Annotated in this window: 14 protein-coding genes; 8 read left to right on the top strand and 6 right to left on the bottom strand. The window is 73.6% G+C overall.

What is annotated here, in order from left to right:
- Positions 1-17: 17 nt before the first annotated feature.
- The 4 genes from TEK04_RS11385 to TEK04_RS11370 all read right to left on the bottom strand — a co-directional run bounded on the left by TEK04_RS11385 (position 18) and on the right by TEK04_RS11370 (position 4,357).
- Positions 18-1,778 (bottom strand): acetyl/propionyl/methylcrotonyl-CoA carboxylase subunit alpha, encoded by a 1,761-nt coding sequence (locus TEK04_RS11385; RefSeq protein ID WP_336404462.1) that lies wholly within the window; start codon positions 1,776-1,778, stop codon positions 18-20.
- Between the two features lie 52 nt (positions 1,779-1,830).
- Positions 1,831-2,433 (bottom strand): Maf family protein, encoded by a 603-nt coding sequence (locus TEK04_RS11380; RefSeq protein ID WP_336404461.1) that lies wholly within the window; start codon positions 2,431-2,433, stop codon positions 1,831-1,833.
- Positions 2,430-2,624 (bottom strand): acyl-CoA carboxylase subunit epsilon, encoded by a 195-nt coding sequence (locus tag TEK04_RS11375; protein WP_336404460.1) that lies wholly within the window; start codon positions 2,622-2,624, stop codon positions 2,430-2,432. The genes TEK04_RS11380 and TEK04_RS11375 overlap by 4 nt, the downstream gene beginning before the upstream one ends.
- A 107-nt stretch (positions 2,625-2,731) precedes the next feature.
- Positions 2,732-4,357 carry an acyl-CoA carboxylase subunit beta gene (locus tag TEK04_RS11370; protein WP_336404459.1) on the bottom strand — a complete coding sequence of 542 codons (1,626 nt, stop codon included), beginning with the start codon at positions 4,355-4,357 and terminating at the stop codon, positions 2,732-2,734.
- 79 nt (positions 4,358-4,436) lie between these two features.
- Here TEK04_RS11370 and TEK04_RS11365 point away from each other — a divergent pair, with 79 nt between their 5' ends.
- The 8 genes from TEK04_RS11365 (at position 4,437) to TEK04_RS11330 (ending at position 13,916) form a co-directional block, all read left to right on the top strand.
- Positions 4,437-5,267, top strand: coding sequence for a biotin--[acetyl-CoA-carboxylase] ligase (locus TEK04_RS11365; RefSeq protein WP_336404458.1), 831 nt, complete (start codon positions 4,437-4,439; stop codon positions 5,265-5,267).
- A gap of 31 nt (positions 5,268-5,298) precedes the next feature.
- Positions 5,299-5,865, top strand: a complete 567-nt coding sequence (locus TEK04_RS11360) for a PH domain-containing protein (protein ID WP_336404457.1) — start codon at positions 5,299-5,301, stop codon at positions 5,863-5,865.
- A 68-nt stretch (positions 5,866-5,933) separates the two neighbouring features.
- Positions 5,934-7,085 carry an exonuclease SbcCD subunit D gene (locus tag TEK04_RS11355; RefSeq protein ID WP_336404456.1) on the top strand — a complete coding sequence of 384 codons (1,152 nt, stop codon included), beginning with the start codon at positions 5,934-5,936 and terminating at the stop codon, positions 7,083-7,085.
- On the top strand, positions 7,082-10,030 hold the full coding sequence (locus tag TEK04_RS11350; protein WP_336404455.1) for an AAA family ATPase: 2,949 nt from the start codon (positions 7,082-7,084) through the stop codon (positions 10,028-10,030). Before TEK04_RS11355 ends, TEK04_RS11350 begins: the two co-directional genes overlap by 4 nt.
- Before the next feature lie 65 nt (positions 10,031-10,095).
- Positions 10,096-11,304, top strand: a complete 1,209-nt coding sequence (locus tag TEK04_RS11345; protein ID WP_336404454.1) for a 5-(carboxyamino)imidazole ribonucleotide synthase — start codon at positions 10,096-10,098, stop codon at positions 11,302-11,304.
- Positions 11,304-11,813, top strand: a complete 510-nt coding sequence (purE, locus tag TEK04_RS11340; RefSeq protein WP_336404453.1) for a 5-(carboxyamino)imidazole ribonucleotide mutase — start codon at positions 11,304-11,306, stop codon at positions 11,811-11,813. Before TEK04_RS11345 ends, purE begins: the two co-directional genes overlap by 1 nt.
- A 20-nt stretch (positions 11,814-11,833) precedes the next feature.
- Positions 11,834-12,991: an acyl-CoA dehydrogenase family protein gene (locus tag TEK04_RS11335; RefSeq protein WP_336404452.1), complete on the top strand. Its 1,158-nt coding sequence runs from the start codon at positions 11,834-11,836 to the stop codon at positions 12,989-12,991.
- A gap of 31 nt (positions 12,992-13,022) precedes the next feature.
- The gene (locus tag TEK04_RS11330) at positions 13,023-13,916 is read left to right on the top strand and encodes a TylF/MycF/NovP-related O-methyltransferase (protein WP_336404451.1); all 894 of its coding nucleotides are present in this window, start codon (positions 13,023-13,025) and stop codon (positions 13,914-13,916) included.
- Between the two features lie 33 nt (positions 13,917-13,949).
- On the opposite strand, the gene TEK04_RS11325 is transcribed toward TEK04_RS11330, so the two are convergent.
- Together TEK04_RS11325 and TEK04_RS11320 are read right to left on the bottom strand one after the other, a co-directional pair.
- Positions 13,950-14,621: a CoA transferase subunit B gene (locus TEK04_RS11325; RefSeq protein WP_336404450.1), complete on the bottom strand. Its 672-nt coding sequence runs from the start codon at positions 14,619-14,621 to the stop codon at positions 13,950-13,952.
- 2 nt (positions 14,622-14,623) lie between these two features.
- Positions 14,624-15,394, bottom strand: coding sequence for a CoA transferase subunit A (locus TEK04_RS11320; RefSeq protein ID WP_336404449.1), 771 nt, complete (start codon positions 15,392-15,394; stop codon positions 14,624-14,626).
- Positions 15,395-15,424: the final 30 nt, after the last annotated feature.

Raw genomic sequence — 15,424 nt, 5'->3', positions numbered from 1 at the left:
GCCCCACCGCAGTGCGCTCAGCCCTCGGCGTCGGCAATCGTGCAGAGGACGGCGCCGCTCGTGACGGAGGCGCCGACCTCGGCCGACAGGCCGGACACGGTGCCGGCCTTGTGGGCGACGATGGGCTGCTCCATCTTCATCGCCTCCAGGACGACGACCAGGTCACCGGCGGCGACGGTCGCGCCGTCCTCGACGGCCACCTTGACGATCGTCCCCTGCATGGGCGAGGTGAGGCTGTCGCCGGACGCGGCACCGCCGCCGGACCCGCCGCCGCGCTTGCGCGGCTTGGCCTTCGCTCCGGCCGCGGGTGCGCCGCCACCGGCTGCCAGGCCGGCGGGGAGGGACACCTCGAGGCGGCGGCCGCCGACCTCGACGACGACGGTCTGCCGGTCCTCGGGCTCCTCGGTGTCGGCCGCGGCGCCGTAGGGCTGGACCTGGTTGTCCCACTCGGTCTCGATCCACCGGGTGTGCACGGTGAACGGTTCCGACGTGAAGGCCTCGTCGCGCACCACGGCCCGGTGGAACGGGATGACCGTGGGCATGCCCTCGACGACCAGCTCGTCGAGGGCGCGAGCAGCCCGCTGCAGGGCCTCGGCGCGCGTGGCACCGGTCACGATCAGCTTGGCCAGCATCGAGTCGAACGCGCCGGCCACCTCGCCGCCGGCGACCACCCCGGAGTCCCAGCGCACACCGGGGCCCTGCGGCACCGAGAGCGCGGTGACCGGGCCAGGGGCGGGCATGAAGCCACGCCCGGCGTCCTCGGCGTTGATGCGGAACTCGACGGAGTGCCCGCGCGGGGCCGGGTCCTCGGTAATCTCCAGGGGCAGGCCCTCGGCGATGCGGAACTGTTGGCGCACCAGGTCGAGGCCGCTGGTCTCCTCGCTGACCGGGTGCTCGACCTGCAGGCGGGTGTTGACCTCCAGGAACGAGATGTCGCCGTCGGCACCGACCAGGTACTCGACGGTGCCGGCACCCACGTAGTCGGCGCCGCGGACGATGTCCTTGGCCGAGGAGTGGATGCGGGCCCGCTGCTCCTCGGTGAGGAACGGCGCGGGGGCCTCCTCCACCAGCTTCTGGTTGCGGCGCTGCAGCGAGCAGTCGCGGGTGCCCACGACGACGACGTTGCCGTGGGTGTCGGCCAGCACCTGGGCCTCGACGTGCCGGGGCTTGTCGAGGAACTTCTCCACGAAGCACTCGCCGCGTCCGAACGCCGAGACGGCCTCGCGGACGGCGGAGTCGAACAGCTCGGGGATCTCCTCCATGGTGCGGGCGACCTTCAGGCCGCGGCCGCCACCGCCGAAGGCGGCCTTGATGGCCACCGGCAGGCCGTGCTCCTGGGCGAAGGCGACGACCTCCTCGCCGTTGGCGACCGGGTCCTTGGTCCCGGGCACCAGCGGGGCGCCGACCTTGGCCGCGATGTGCCGGGCCTGCACCTTGTCGCCGAGGGCGATGATCGCCGCAGGGGACGGGCCGACCCAGGTCAGGCCGGCGTCGAGGACGGCCTGGGCGAAGTCGGCGTTCTCGGACAGGAACCCGTAGCCGGGGTGCACGGTGTCGGCGCCCGACTGCTTCGCCACCTCGATGATCTTCTCGATCACCAGGTAGGACTCACCCGGGGTGTTGCCGCCCAGCGCGAAGGCCTCGTCGGCGGCCCGCACGTGCAGGGCGTCCCGGTCGGGGTCGGCGTAGACGGCGACGCTGGTCAGCCCGGCGTCCTTGCAGGCCCGGGCGACCCGGACGGCGATCTCACCACGGTTGGCGATCAGGACCTTCTGCACTGCGCACAGCCTCCTCGATGTGGACGCGGACGGACGGCGGGGCCTCGCGGGCTCAGCGGTCCCAGAACTGGGTGATGGTCAGCCCCAGGCGGCCCAGCTGGACCCGCAGGAGCGGAAGCGACAGGCCGACGACGGCGGTGGGGTCGCCCTCGATGCGGCGCACGAACGGGGCGCCGAGGCCGTCGAGGGTGAACGCGCCGGCGACCTGCAGCGGCTCGCCGCTGCCGACGTAGGCGTCGAGCTCCTCGTCGGTGGGGACGGCGAAGTGCACGGTGGTCGACGACACCGCGACGTCGCGGCGGGTGATCGCACCGTCGCGGACGTCGAGCAGGGCCTGGCCGGTGTGCAGCACCCCGCTGCGCCCGCCCATGCGGCGCCAGCGCAACCGCGCGTCGTCGGCGTCGACGGGCTTGCCCAGGGGTTCGCCGCGGAACTCCAGCACGGAGTCGGCGCCGATGACCAGCGCGTCGTCCTCGGACGCCGCGACCGCCTGCGCCTTGGCGGTGGCGAGCAGGGCCACCAGCTCAGCCACCCGGGGGGACCGGATCGCGGTCTCGTCGACGCCGGACACGACGACCTCGGGGGAGAGCCCGGCTTGGCGCAGCAGCTGCAGGCGCGCCGGCGAGGCGGACCCCAGCACCAGCCGGCGGGTCATGCGAACCGCCCCGAGGCCCGCCAGCCGCCCGGCCCGGGCTGCAGCGGGCTGCGGAAGCCGTCGGCCCGCGAGGCCCAGGCCCCGACGGGGGTCGGGCGCGCACTCCCCCGCCGCTGCGAGAGCGCGGCGACGACCGTGGTCAGCGCAGCCAGCTCCTCGTCGGTGGGCGCACCGGACACGACCCGCAGCATCGGTCGTGAGGAGTGGGGGCCCGGAGGGTTCCCGCGATCGATCGACGAGGGGGCTCCGCTGTCCGGGGACGGCACCTGGTCGCGGTGCGGCCCGGAGGGTCGCGATGTCACAGCGGGATGTTCCCGTGCTTCTTGGCCGGCAGGGTCTGGCGCTTGTTGGCCAGCACCCGCAGTGCCTTGGCGACCTGGACCCGGGTGTGCGACGGCATGATCACCGCGTCGACGTAGCCGCGGTCGGCTGCGATGTAGGGGTTGGCGAGGGTGTCCTCGTACTCGGCGATGAGCTCGGCCCGGCGCTCGTCGGGGTTCTCCGCCTCGGCGAGCTCGCGGCGGTAGAGGATGCCGACCGCGCCCTGGGCCCCGACGACCGCGATCTGGGCGGTCGGCCACGCCAGGTTGACGTCGGCGCCCAGGTGCTTGGACCCCATGACGTCGTAGGCCCCGCCGTAGGCCTTGCGCGTGATGACGGTGACGAGGGGGACGGTGGCCTCGGCGTAGGCGTAGATGAGCTTGGCGCCGCGACGGATGATGCCGTCCCACTCCTGGGACGTCCCGGGCAGGAACCCGGGCACGTCGACGAACGTCAGCACCGGGATCCCGAAGGCGTCGCAGGTGCGCACGAAGCGGGCGGCCTTCTCGCTGGCGTCGATGTCCAAGGTCCCGGCGAACTGGGTGGGCTGGTTGGCGACCACGCCGACCGGCCGACCCTCGACGCGGCCGAACCCGACCAGGATGTTGGGCGCGAACAGTTCCTGGACCTCGAGGAACTCGCCGTCGTCGAGCACGTGCTCGAGCACGGTGTGCATGTCGTACGGGCTGTTGGGCGAATCCGGGATGAAGGTGTCCAGCTCGCGGTCGGCGTCGGTCACGCCGTCGGCGGACACGTCGGCCGGGGCGACGTCGAGGACGGGCAGCGGGTCGAGGTTGTTGGCCGGCAGGTAGGACAGCAGCGTCTTGACGTAGTCGAGCGCGTCCTCCTCGTCGGAGCCGAGGTAGTGCGCGACGCCGGACTTCGTGTTGTGGGTGCGGGCGCCGCCGAGCTCCTCGAGCGTCACGTCCTCACCGGTGACGGTCTTCACCACGTCGGGCCCGGTGATGAACATCTGGCTGGTCCCGTCGACCATCACGACGAAGTCGGTGAGGGCGGGGGAGTAGACGTGCCCGCCGGCGTTGGCGCCCATGATCAACGAGATCTGCGGGACGACGCCCGAGGCGTGCACGTTGCGGCGGAAGATCTCCCCGTACAGGCCGAGGGAGACCACGCCCTCCTGGATGCGGGCGCCGCCGCCCTCGTTGATGCCGACGACCGGGCACCCGTTGGTGATCGCGAAGTCGAGCACCTTGACGATCTTCTCGCCGTAGACCTCGCCGAGTGCGCCGCCGAAGCTGGTGACGTCCTGGCTGAAGACGGCCACGGGCCGGCCGTCGACGGTGCCGTAGCCGGTGACGACGCCGTCGCCGAAGGGGCGCTTCTTCTCCAGCCCGAAGTTGGTCGAGCGGTGTCGGGCGAACTCGTCGAACTCGGTGAACGAGCCCTCGTCGAGCAGGAAGGCGACGCGCTCCCGCGCCGTCATCTTGCCCGCTGCGTGCTGCTTCTCGACGGCCTTCTCCGACCCCGCGTGCAGGGCCTCCTGCTGACGGCGCTCGAAGTCGGCGATCTTGCCCGCCGTGGTGTGGACGTCGATGCCCTCGGGGACGTTCTCGCCGGCGTCCTGCAGTTCAGCCGCGCTCACGTGACCTCAGCCCTCCCAGCGAACCGTCGGCCCCCGCTCCGCTGCGGAGGCCATCCGCACCGGCCGTAGCGTAGGGGACATGGACGACAGCGGCTCGGGGCGCTACCGGGACCTGGACCGCCCCGGCCTGGACGCAGTGTCCCTGGTCACAGCCCTGCGGCGAGGCGGCGGGCTGTGGCGCGAGGTGGACGTGGTCGACGAGGTCGGCTCGACCAACGCCGAGCTCGCCGCCCGCGCGGTGGGCCAGGACGAGGGCCTGGTGCTCGTCGCCGAGCACCAGGTGGCCGGCCGCGGGCGGCTCGACCGCAGCTGGACGTCGCCGCCCCGGGCGGGTGTGACCGTGTCGGTGCTCCTCCGGCCCGACGTACCCGCCGCCCGCCGCGGCTGGCTGTCCATGCTCACCGGTGTTGCGCTGGCCGAGTCCCTCGCCGTGCTGACCCGCACGTCGCTCAAGTGGCCCAACGACCTGCTCGCCCCCGACGGGCGCAAGCTCGCCGGCATCCTGGCCGAGGTGGCCGACGGCGGCGTCGTGGTCGGGGTGGGCTTGAACGTGAGGACCCGGGCCGACGAGCTGCCGGGGACCGGCACGTCGCTGGTGGAGGTGACCGGTGGGCCGGTCGACCGCGCGCCGGTGCTGCTGGGGTACCTGCGCGAGCTCGAGACCCGCTACCGGCGGTGGGTCGAGCACGCGGGCGACCCCGTGTCCTCGGGCCTGGCCGCCGACTACCTGGCCTGGTGCTCCACGGTGGGCGCCGACGTCCGCGTGACGCTGCCCGACGACACCGTGCTCGACGGCGTCGCCGAGGCGGTCGACTGGGACGGCCGGCTGGTCGTCCGCACGCCGCAGGGACGGGTGGACCTGGCCGCCGGGGACGTCCGACACGTCCGGCCCGCGCCGCGCGAGCGGTGACGACGGCGCCGTCGTCGGCCATCCTGGTCGTGTGGCCTACCCCGACAAGCTGCTGGCCGACGACGAAGACGTCGTCCGGCACCTGCACCCGCACTGGCTGACCGTCTTCTGGCCGTTGGTGGCGTTCCTGGTCCTGGTCGGCCTGGGTTCGTTCGGTGCGGCCCTGATCCCCGAGGGGTCGAACCAGGGCGTCTTCCGGTTGGTGGTGGTGGCCGTCGTCGTGGTGCTGGCGGTGCCGCTGGTCGCCGTCCCGCTGCTGCGCTGGCGGACGACGCACTACGTGATCACGACGCACCGCATCCTGTTCCGCCGGGGCATCCTGTCCCGAACCGGCCGCGACATCGGGCTGTCGCGGATCACCGACGTGTCGTACACGCAGACGCTGTGGGACCGGATCATCAACTCCGGCACGCTGACGATCGAGACGGCGGGCGACGGCGGGTCCACGGTCTGGACGGCGATCCCTGACTCCGACGGGGTGCAGCAGCTCCTCAACCACGTGGTCGAGGAGGACGCCGACCGGCGGGCGCAGGAGAGCGCGGGCTACATCGGCCAGTACTACCGCGGTGACACCGGACCCGTCCCGCCGCGGCGCTGAGCTGCGCTCCAGCCCCACCCGTCCCGTGCCCACCCGTTCTGTCGGTGGGTGGGCCTAGCGTCGTGGCCATGCGGTTGCTGCACACCTCCGACTGGCACGTGGGCCGGTCCCTGCACGGGACCGACCTGCTCGCCGAGCAGGAGGCCGTGCTGTCGAGCCTGGCCGACGTCGTGCGGGCCGAGGGTGTGGACGTCGTGCTCGTCGCCGGTGACGTGTACGACCGGGCGGTGCCCTCGGCCGATGCAACGGGCGTGCTCGACCGGGTCCTCTCCCGGCTGCGGGGGGCCGGCGCAGCGGTGGTGCTCACCCCCGGCAACCACGACTCGGCCCGCCGCCTGGGCTTCGCCTCCGGGTTGCTCGCGGTGTCGGGGGTGCACGTCCGGGCCACCACGGCCTCCCTCGACGAGCCGGTCCTGCTGTCCGACGAGCACGGCGAGGTCGCCTTCTACGGGCTGCCTTTCCTCGAACCCGAGGTCGCCCGGCACGAGCTCGGCGCCGACCTGCCCCGGTCCCACCAGGCGGTGCTGTCCGCGGCGATGGTGAAGGTGCGCGCCGACCTCTACTTCCGGCCCGGGGTGCGCTCGGTGGTGCTCGCCCACGCCTTCGTGCAGGGCGGGCTGCCCAGCGACAGCGAGCGCGACATCGCCGTCGGCGGGGTCGACGTGGTGAGCGCGTCGGTCTTCGACGGCGTGGACTACGTCGCCCTCGGTCACCTGCACCGCCCGCAGACGGTCACGCCCCGGGTGCGGTACAGCGGCTCCCCGCTGCCCTACTCCTTCGGCGAGGCGGGCCAGCGCAAGCAGGTCTGGCTGGTCGACCTCGACGCCGAGGGGTTGGCCGAGGTCCGCCCCGTGCCGCTCCCCAACCCCCGCCGGCTCAGCGTCGTCACCGGTGAGCTGGCCGAGCTGCTCGCCGACCCCGCCCACGAGGCGCTCGTCGACGACTTCGTCTCCGCCCGGCTGACCGACGCGGTGCGGCCCACCGACGCGATGCGGCGGCTGCGGTCACGGTTTCCGCACTGCGTGCACCTCGAGTGGTCGGGCGCGCCCCGCGACGACGACGCCCGCAGCTACACCGACCGGCTGCGCGGCCGCGACGACCTGTCCGTCGCCGACGAGTTCGTCCGGCACGTCCGCGGTGGCGTGGCACCCTCGTCGGCGGAGCGCGAACTGCTCGGCCGGGCGCTGGCGGCCGCCGACCGCGAGGAGGTGACCCGGTGAGGGTGCACTCGCTGACGCTGAGCGCGTTCGGCCCCTTCGCCGGCACCGTGTCCGTGGACCTCGACGACGTCGGCCGCGACGGGTTGTTCCTTCTCTGGGGGTCCACCGGCGCCGGCAAGACCACCCTGCTCGACGCCGTCGTCTTCGCGCTGTACGGCTCGGTGCCCGGCCCCCGGGGCCAGGAGAAGCGGCTGCGCAGCGATCACGCCCCCGCCGACGTCCGCACCGAGGTCTCGTGCGAGGTCACCCTGGGCGGCGAGCGGCTGCGGGTCACCCGCCGGCCCGAGCAGGTGCGGCCCAAGAAGCGGGGGACGGGCACCACCACCGAGCAGGCGCTGCTGCACGTGCAACGGCTCACCGACGGCGGCTGGGAGCCGGTCAGCACCCGCATCGACGAGGGCTCCGAGCACCTGCGCACGCGGCTCGGCCTGTCGGCCGAGCAGTTCTGCCAGGTGGTGCTGCTGCCGCAGGGCGACTTCGCCCGCTTCCTGCGCGCCGAACCCGAGGACCGCAGCCGGCTGCTGCGCACCCTCTTCGACGTCGACCGGTTCGCCCGTGTCGAGGAGTGGCTGGCCGACGAGCGTCGCGCAGCCGGGCAGCGGCTGGACGCCGCCCGTTCGGTGCTCGGCAGCCTGCTGGCCCGGGTCGCCCAGGTGGCGGCCGCCGACCTCCCCGAAGAACTCGCCCTCGACCCCGGCGACGGCGCCGTCGAGCGGTGGATGCGGGCCACCGCTGCCGCCGCGCGGGGGAGGGACGAGCAGGCCCGCGCCGCCGCGGCCGAGGCCGGGCGCGTGCAGGCCCACGCGGAGGCGGCTCGTGACGCCGGCCGGACCGCAGCCGAGCGGCATGCCCGTCTCGACCGCGCCCGTGCCGACCTGGCTGCGCTGACCGCCCGGGATGCCGAGGTGGCCGCTGCCCACGGCAGCTGCGACCGGGCGCGTCGGGCAGAGCCGGTGCGCGATGTCCTGGAGACGGCCCGGCGGGCGTCGAGAGCGGCCGCCGCGTCCGCCACCGAACTGCAACGGGCCAGCCGGGCGTGGGAGCGGGTGGCCGCCGGGCGCGCCGCCGACGCGACGACGGCCCGGGAGCTGCGGGCGGCGGCCGCCGTGGCCGAGGGCATGCTCGCCGACGAGCGCCGCGCGGTGGCCCTGCAGGAGCAGGTGGCGCAGCTGCGCCGGCGGGCGGCCCAGCTCGAGGAGCAGCTGCACACCGGCGCGTCCGCGGCCGCCGGGGCCCCCGCTCGGCAGGCCGAGCTCGAGGAACGCGTCGAGCGCGCCACCGCGGCCGGGGTACGGGTCGCCGGCGCCGCGGCCGAGCTGGACCGGCTGTCCGGGCAGCTCGCCGCCGCGGAGGCCGTCGACGGCCTCGCTGGGCGGAGGGCTGCGGGGGAGGCCCGGGTGCTCGAGCTGCGCGAGGCCGTCGTCACCACGCGGGAGACGGTGCAGGACCTCCGCGACGCCCGGCTCGACGGCATGGCCGCCGAACTCGCCGCCGCGCTGGTCGACGGCCAGGACTGCCCGGTGTGCGGATCCCTCGACCATCCCCGGCCCACGTCGCGGGTGGGCCGCCACGTCACCGGCGAGACCGAGGACACCGCTCGCGCCGTGCTCGAGCAGGCAGAGGCGCAGCTCGGCGCCGCCCGGGCCGAGCAGGCCGAGACCGAGGCCCTCCTGGCCGCGCAGCAGGCGATCGCCGGCGGGGCCGTGGTGCCCGAGCTCCGCACCCGGCACCACGAGGCCCGGGCGACGCTCGACCGACTCGTCGACGAGGCGGCCGACCTCGACCCCGCCCGGGCCGCGCTCGCCACCCACCTCGCCGGGGTCGCCCGCCGTGCCGACGAGCGGTCCGCGGCGCGGGCCGCGCTGGCCGCGGCGCACGCCCAGCTCGAGGTGATCGAGGCCACCCGTACCGAGCTGGCCAGGCGGCTGGCGGAGGTCACCGGTCCGGACGGCGACCTGCGCGTCCGCCGGCGCCGGCTGCTGGCCGAGGCCGAGTCCTGCGAGGCGTGGCACGAGGCGCACGCTGCCGACCTGCGGGCCCGGGCCGACCTGGCCATGGCCGAGGAGCGAGCCGCCGCCAGGGCGGCGGCGGCCGGCTTCGCCGACGTCGAGGATGCCGTCGGCGCGCTGCTGGACCCGTCCACCACCACCCGGCTGACCGACCTGGTGGCCGAGCACGAGCGCGCGGTCGCCGTCGCCCGGTCCGTGCTCGCGGACCCGGACCTCGCCGACCCCGGACCTCGCCCCGATCTCCCGGCCCTCGAGACCGCCCTGCGCGCAGCGGTCCGGGAGCGCGAGGGCGCGGTGGCCCGCGCCGAGGCTGCGCGCCGGTGCGTGACCGAGCTGGCGCAGCTCGCCGGTGACCTCACCGCGGCCCGCGTCGAGCTCGACGAGCGCCGCGCAGTGGCTGCCCACGTCGGTGACCTCGCCGACCTGGCCAACGGCAGGGGGGCCAACACGCTGCGGATGCGCCTGCAGTCCTTCGTGCTCGCCGCCCGTCTCGAGCAGGTGGCCGAGGTCGCCAGTGCCCGGCTGCAGGACATGTCCGGCGGGCGGTACACGTTCCGGCACAGCGACGCCGCCGGTCGCAACGGCGCCCGTGGCGGGCTCGGCCTCGACGTGCTCGACGAGTACACCGGTCAGCTGCGGCCGACCAAGACCCTGTCCGGGGGCGAGAGCTTCATGGCCTCGCTGGCGCTGGCGCTCGGGCTGGCCGACGTCGTCACCGCCGAGTCGGGCGGGGTGCAGATCGACACCCTGTTCGTCGACGAGGGGTTCGGCTCCCTCGATCCGCTGGCGCTCGACTCGGTGATGGGCGTGCTCGACGAGCTGCGCCGCGGTGGCCGCACGGTGGGGATCGTGAGCCACGTCGAGGAGCTGCGCACCCGCATCCCGAGCCGCATCGAGATCCGCGCGGGGCGCGACGGGTCACGATTGGCCGGGTGAGGGCCCTGGCCGCCACGACCATGGGCGGCCGTCGTCGGAAGCGTGGCCGATAGCCTCATCGCACCATGGCTGCGCCCCTCGATCCCCGGACCGGCACCCCCGTCGTCGCGATGGTGGGGGGTGGCCAGTTGTCCCGCATGACCCACCAGGCGGCCATCGCGCTCGGCCAGTCGCTCCGGGTGCTGGCCACCGAGGGGGGCGAGTCCGCGGCGCTGGTGGCTGGCGACGTGCGGATCGGTGCCCACACCGACCTGGCGGACCTCATCGCGTTCGCCGATGGGGCGACGGTCGTGACGTTCGACCACGAGCACGTGCCGACCGAGCATCTCCGTGCGCTGCAGGGGGCGGGTCACCGCGTGGCGCCCGGCCCGGATGCGCTGGTGCACGCCCAGGACAAGCTGGTCCTCCGCCGGGCGCTGGCCGAGGCCGGGGAACCGCAGCCGGCGTGGGCCCAGGTCGACACCGTCGACGACGTCGCCGCCTTCGCCGCCGTCCACGGCTGGCCGGTCGTGCTCAAGACGCCCCGCGGCGGTTACGACGGCCGCGGGGTCTTCGTCGTCCCCGGTGAGTCCGCGGCGGCCGAACTCGTCGAACGCCACGGCAGCCTGCTCGCCGAGGAGCGGGTCACGATGGTCCGTGAACTCGCCGCGCAGGTGGCGCGGTCGCCGTTCGGCCAGGTCGCGGTCTACCCGGTGGTCGAGACGGTGCAGCGCGACGGTGTCTGCAACGAGGCCCTGGTGCCGGCCCCCGGCCTGTCCGACGAGTTGGCCACCGCGGCCCAGGAACTGGCCGTTCGCATCGCCGACCGGCTGGGCGTCGTCGGCATGCTCGCCGTCGAGCTGTTCGAGACCGCCGACGGGATCCTGGTCAACGAGTTGGCGATGCGTCCGCACAACTCCGGGCACTGGTCGATCGAGGGTGCCGTGACCAGCCAGTTCGAGCAGCACCTGCGCGCCGTCCTGGACTACCCGTTGGGGTCGACCGCGATGCGGGCCCCGGTCGTGGTGATGGCCAACGTGCTCGGCGGGGACGCCGCGGCCGTCGACTGGGCCGGGCCGTCTCTCGACGAGCGCATCCACCACTTCATGGCGCACTGGCCCGACGTGAAGCTGCACTGGTACGGCAAGGGACAGCGGCGCGGCCGCAAGCTCGGCCACGTCACGGCTCTCGGGCACGACCTCGCCGAGGTCCGCGCCCGCGCGGTCGCCGCGGCCCGCTATCTCGCCGACGGCGTCGTGGACCCCGCTTTCGCGTTCGAGGAGGAGCACCACTGATGAGCGGTCCCGTCGTCGGCATCGTGATGGGCAGCGACTCCGACTGGCCGATGATGGAACCGGCCGCGCAGGCGCTCGACGAGTTCGACGTCGGGTGGGAGGCGCACGTGCTGTCGGCGCACCGCACGCCGCGCCGGATGCTCGACTGGGCAGAGGCGGCCGCCGGGCGCGGCCTGCGGGTCGTGGTCGCCGGTGCCGGGGGAGCGGCCCACCTGCCCGGGATGATCGCGGCGGCGACGCCGCTGCCGGTGATCGGCGTACCGCGCCCCCTCGACCGGCTCGACGGGCTGGACAGCCTGCTGTCGATCGTGCAGATGCCCGCCGGGGTGCCGGTGGCCACGGTGTCGATCGGCGGGGGGCGCAATGCCGGGCTGCTGGCCGTCCGCATCCTGGCCTCGGCCGACGAGGCGCTGCGGACCCGCGTCGAGCGCTTCCAGGCCGACCTCGCCGACTCCGTCGTCGCGCGCGACGCGCAGCTGCAGCAGCGTCTGGCTACCGCCCCGGAGTGAACCGGGATTAATCTCTACTCGTGGGTAACGTCGCCGGCGGGCTGTACGCGCTGACCGAGGAGCACGACGCGATCCGGGAGGCGGTCCGCGAGATCGCCGAGCGCGAGATCGCTCCGTACGCCGCCGAGTGCGATGCGGACTCTCGCTACCCGATCGAGGCGCAGAAGGCGTTGACGTCGGCCGGCTTCCATGCCACCCACATCGAGGAGCAGTACGGCGGCGAGGGTGCCGACGCCATCGCCACCTGCATCGTCATCGAGGAGGTCGCGCGGGTCGACGTGTCGGCCTCGCTGATCCCGGCGGTGAACAAGCTCGGGTCTGTGCCGGTGATCCTCTCGGCGTCGGAAGAGCTCAAGCAGATGGTGCTGCCCTCGATCGCCGCCGGCGACGCGATGATCAGCTACGGCTTGTCGGAGCGGGAGGCCGGCTCCGACGCCGCCGCCATGAAGACCCGCGCCCGGCTCGACGGCGACTCCTGGGTGCTCAACGGCGCCAAGGCCTGGATCACCAACGCCGGCATCAGCGAGTGGTACACGGTCATGGCGGTCACCGATCCGGAGAAGGGCGCCAACGGCATCTCCGCGTTCGTCGTGCACCGTGACGACCCCGGCTTCGAGGTGGGGGCCAAGGAGCGCAAGATGGGCATCAAGGGCTCGCCCACCTGCGAGCTGCACTTCACCGACTGCACCATCCCGGCCGACCGGATCATCGGCGAGCCCGGCACCGGCTTCAAGACCGCGCTGCGCACGTTGGACTTCACCCGGCCCACCATCGGCGCGCAGGCCGTCGGCGTGGCGCAGGGCGCGCTCGACGCCGCGGTCGCCTACACCAAGGACCGCAAGCAGTTCGGCAAGAGCACCTCGGACTTCCAGGGCGTGCAGTTCATGCTCGCCGACATGGCCATGAAGATCGAGGCCGCCCGGCACCTGGTCTACGTCGCCGCCGCACGGGGCGAGACCGGCGGCCCCGACCTCACGATGGTCTCGGCCTCCTCCAAGGCCTTCGCCTCCGACGTCGCCATGCAGGTGACCACCGACGCCGTCCAGCTCTTCGGCGGGGCCGGCTACACCCAGGACTTCCCGGTCGAGCGCATGATGCGCGACGCGAAGATCACCCAGATCTACGAGGGCACCAACCAGATCCAGCGGATGGTCATCGCCCGCAACCTCCTGCGCTGACACCGGCCGGTCGGGTGCGAAGATGCAACGCATGCCGTTGCCGCGTTCCGAGGCCACCGAACGTCTGAAGCGCACGGTGCGCGACAAGCTGTTGCGCACCGTCGCCGACGGTGTCCGTCAGGACGTCGACCGGCTGCAGACCGAGCTCGGGGAGGCCCGCGCCGCGCTGGAGGACGTCCGTGGCGTGGTGACGGCGCTCCGCGAGCAGAACAGTCAGCTCCTCGCGGCGGTTGCCGACGTGCGGCACGAGGTCGTGCACGGCCGCGGTGAGATCCACGGCCACATCGACGACCAGGCCAGGCTTCGCCGCCGCAGCTTGGAGTGGGAGACCGACCGCCGAGCGCTGCGGTCCTCCCTCGACTTCGTGGAGGAGCGGCTCGGCGGCACCAACTCGAGCCCGGGCAAACTCCCAGCCCTGGAGGACGCGCTCGCTTCGGTACGCACCGAGGGCATGTACCTCGAGTTCGGGGTGGCCACCGGCGGCACGCTCAGGATCATCGCCGCCGCGGCCCAGGGACGCGAGGTCTTCGGGTTCGACTCCTTCGAGGGGCTCCCGGAGCGCTGGCGGCCCGGGCACGACGCCGGCTTGTTCGCCATGGCCGAGCTGCCGCAGGTGGAGGGCGCCGAGCTCGTCGTCGGCTGGTTCTCGGACACCCTGCCGGCCTTCCTCCAGGAGCACCCGGGGCCGGTTGCCTTCCTCCACCTGGACGCCGACCTGTACTCCTCGACCCGCACCGTGCTCGAGGCGCTGGGCGATCGGCTGCGGCCCGGGTCCGTCGTGCTGTTCGACGAGTACCTGAACTACCCAGGCTGGCAGGAGCACGAGCACAAGGCCTGGGAGGAGTGGTCGACGGCGACCGGGGTCTCCTACGAGTACCTGGGTTTCGCCGTGGACGACGAGCAGCTGTTCCTGCGCATCACCTGACCCGACCGGCGGACTGGTCGGGTCAGGTGCTGGTCACGCGCTAACCGGCAGGTGCATCTGGTGGACGTCGTCGGCGACGGTGAGCGGTGCGCCGGTAGCGGCCACGACCTCCTCGACGGTGACGCCGGGGGCGGTCTCGCGGAGCACGAAGCCGGTGCCGGGGACGACGTCGACGACGGCGAGGTCGGTGACGACGCGGTCGACGCAGCCCTTGCCGGTCAGCGGCAGGGTGCACTCGGTGACGAGCTTGTGCGATCCGTCGCGGGCGACGTGCTCCATCATCAGGATGACCTGGCGGGCGCCGTGCACGAGGTCCATGGCGCCGCCCATGCCGTTGACCATCTTGCCGGGGATGAGCCAGTTCGCCAGGTCCCCGCGGGGGTTGACCTGCATGGCGCCGAGGACGGCGACGTCGATGTGGTGGCCGCGGATCATGCCGAAGGACATCGCCGAGTCGAAGAACGACGCCCCGGGCTGGAGGGTGACGGTCTCCTTGCCGGCGTTGATGAGGTCGGGGTCCTCGTCGCCCTCGAACGGGTAGGGGCCGACGCCGAGGATGCCGTTCTCCGACTGCAGCACGACGTGCACGCCGTGGGGGATGAAGTTGGGCACGAGGGTGGGCATGCCGATGCCCAGGTTGACGTAGGCGCCGTCGGCGAGGTCGAGGGCGACGCGGGCGGCGAGCTGGTCACGGGTGAGCGCCATCGTCAGTTCTCCTGCTGGCCGGCGGGGCGGGGGCGGGTGGTGCGCTTCTCGATGTCCTTGCCCGCAGGCCCGACCTCGACCACGCGCTGGACGAAGACGCCGGGCAGGTGGACCTGCTCCGGGGCGATCTCGCCGGGTTCGACGAGCTGCTCGACCTCGGCGATGGTGGTGCGGCCGGCCATGCCGGCCAGGGCGTTGAAGTTGCCGGCCGAGGCGTGGAAGACCAGGTTGCCGTGTCGGTCGCCCACGGCCGCGCGGACGAGGCCGAAGTCGGCGGTCAGTGCGGTCTCCAGCACGTACTGGCGGCCGTCGAACTCCCGGATCTCCTTGGGCCTGGAGGTCTCGACGACGTTGCCGTCGGCGTCGTAGCGGACCGGGATGCCGCCGTCGGCGACCATCGTGCCCACCCCGGTGGGGGTGTAGAAGGCCGGGATGCCGGCGCCGCCGGCGCGAAGCCGCTCGGCGAGGGTGCCCTGCGGGGTGAGCTCGACCTCCAGCTGACCGGACAGGTAGAGCCGGGCCAGCTCCTTGTTGCCGCCGACGAAGGAGGAGATGGTGCGGGAGATGCGCCCGGCGTAGAGCAGCACCCCCAGCGCCGCGTCGTCGACCCCGCAGTTGTTGCTGATCGTGGTGAGCCGGTCCGCGCCCTGGGCCAGGAGCGCGTCGATCAGCTTGACCGGCACCCCGCACAACCCGAACCCGCCCACGGCCAACGACGAGCCGGAGCCGATGTCGGCCACCGCCTCGGCAGCACTGGCGACGACCTTGTCCATGCAGCAACCACCGTCCATCGAGTGGCTGGG

It is taken from the genome of Klenkia sesuvii (assembly GCF_037083825.1).
GTDB lineage: Bacteria > Actinomycetota > Actinomycetes > Mycobacteriales > Geodermatophilaceae > Klenkia > Klenkia sesuvii.
This window is presented reverse-complemented; position numbering and strand designations above follow the sequence as displayed.